Raw genomic sequence first — 2419 nt, 5'->3', positions numbered from 1 at the left:
GTTGTAACTCCTCGAACAAGTGTCAGCTTGTTCAGTAGGGTCCCACAACCCCGACCACGCAACCCCTGACAGGTATCACACGCAGCCGGTTTAGCCTCAATCCGCTTTCGCTCGCCACTACTCACGGAATCACTATTTGTTTTCTCTTCCTACGGGTACTGAGATGTTTCACTTCCCCGCGTTCCCTCCACACACCCTATGTGTTCAGGTGTGGGTGACACCACATGACTGGTGCCAGGTTTCCCCATTCGGACACCCTGGGATCACAGCTTGGTTGACAGCTCCCCCAGGCCTATCGCGGCCTCCCACGTCCTTCATCGGCTCCTGGTGCCAAGGCATTCACCGTTCGCCCTTGACAACTTGACCACAAAGATGCTCGCGTCCACTGTGCAATTCTCAACAAACGACCAACCCACAACCCGATCCGCCCCACACCAAACCCGATCACCGATCGGCGGTATGTGGGGCCAGGCCATGCCTGGCAACCTCACGAACCCACAGGCTCGCTACGGCTCTGAAACAACAACACGACGGTTGTTCCTTCAGGACCCAACAGGGTGCTCACATTCCCCCCCAGCCGCACCAACAGCATCCGTTCCCACCACCCGAGAGTGGCTGTACTAGGCGCCGCCGGCCGTTGCCAGGGCAAAACTTGCCAGTGTCTCCGCCATTCGAGCACCCCACCACCACATTCGGGCAGTGCGGGCTCCTTACCGACTTTCGTCGGAAGGTGCTCCTTAGAAAGGAGGTGATCCAGCCGCACCTTCCGGTACGGCTACCTTGTTACGACTTCGTCCCAATCGCCAGCCCCACCTTCGACGGCTCCCTCCACAAGGGTTGGGCCACCGGCTTCGGGTGTTGCCGACTTTCGTGACGTGACGGGCGGTGTGTACAAGGCCCGGGAACGTATTCACCGCAGCGTTGCTGATCTGCGATTACTAGCGACTCCGACTTCACGGGGTCGAGTTGCAGACCCCGATCCGAACTGAGACCGGCTTTTTGGGATTCGCTCCACCTCGCGGTATCGCAGCCCATTGTACCGGCCATTGTAGCATGCGTGAAGCCCTGGACATAAGGGGCATGATGACTTGACGTCATCCCCACCTTCCTCCGAGTTGACCCCGGCAGTCTTCGATGAGTCCCCGCCATAACGCGCTGGCAACATCGAACGAGGGTTGCGCTCGTTGCGGGACTTAACCCAACATCTCACGACACGAGCTGACGACAGCCATGCACCACCTGTGACCGCCCCCGAAGGACCCCCCATCTCTGGAGGTTTTGCGGCCATGTCAAACCCAGGTAAGGTTCTTCGCGTTGCATCGAATTAATCCGCATGCTCCGCCGCTTGTGCGGGCCCCCGTCAATTCCTTTGAGTTTTAGCCTTGCGGCCGTACTCCCCAGGCGGGGCGCTTAATGCGTTAGCTGCGGCACAGGGAACCGGAGAGGCCCCCCACACCTAGCGCCCAACGTTTACAGCGTGGACTACCAGGGTATCTAATCCTGTTCGCTCCCCACGCTTTCGCTCCTCAGCGTCAGTATCGGCCCAGAGACCCGCCTTCGCCACCGGTGTTCCTCCTGATATCTGCGCATTTCACCGCTACACCAGGAATTCCAGTCTCCCCTACCGAACTCTAGCCTGCCCGTATCGACCGCAGGCTTGGGGTTGAGCCCCAAGTTTTCACGGTCGACGCGACAAGCCGCCTACGAGCTCTTTACGCCCAATAAATCCGGACAACGCTCGCGCCCTACGTCTTACCGCGGCTGCTGGCACGTAGTTGGCCGGCGCTTCTTCTGCAGGTACCGTCACTCTCGCTTCGTCCCTGCTGAAAGAGGTTTACAACCCGAAGGCCGTCATCCCTCACGCGGCGTCGCTGCATCAGGCTTCCGCCCATTGTGCAATATTCCCCACTGCTGCCTCCCGTAGGAGTCTGGGCCGTGTCTCAGTCCCAGTGTGGCCGGTCGCCCTCTCAGGCCGGCTACCCGTCGTCGCCTTGGTAGGCCATCACCCCACCAACAAGCTGATAGGCCGCGAGCCCATCCCAAGCCGAAAAACTTTCCACCCACAGTCATGCGACCACAGGTAATATTCGGTATTAGCCCCGGTTTCCCGGGGTTATCCCAAAGCTTGGGGCAGGTTGCTCACGTGTTACTCACCCGTTCGCCGCTCGAGTACCCCGAAGGGCCTTTCCGCTCGACTTGCATGTGTTAAGCACGCCGCCAGCGTTCGTCCTGAGCCAGGATCAAACTCTCCAACAAAAAATTGTGGAACAGCTGTCCCGGCAACAAACAAATGTTGCCAAAGGAATCCCAACCAGCCAAACCCGAAGGCTCGACCAATCCGGGGTATAAATCATAATTGGCACTGGCTTTACAAGCACCCTGTTGAGTTCTCAAAGAACAACCACACACCGATCAGAAG

General features: G+C 58.8%; 2 rRNA genes (1 of these 2 cut by a window edge). Both read right to left on the bottom strand.

The annotated features are described in order from the left end of the window. A 23S ribosomal RNA gene (locus AB0J68_RS15455) occupies positions 1-366 on the bottom strand; it reaches 3037 nt to the left of the window's first position. A gap of 375 nt (positions 367-741) precedes the next feature. Further along, positions 742-2256 (bottom strand): 16S ribosomal RNA (locus AB0J68_RS15450). Together the 16S and 23S rRNA genes form the textbook arrangement of a ribosomal RNA operon. Positions 2257-2419: the final 163 nt, after the last annotated feature.

The organism is Micromonospora sp. NPDC049580 (assembly GCF_040675595.1).
GTDB lineage: Bacteria > Actinomycetota > Actinomycetes > Mycobacteriales > Micromonosporaceae > Micromonospora.
Note: the sequence above shows the minus strand (reverse complement) of the source record. Positions and strands in the feature narration are given on the sequence as shown.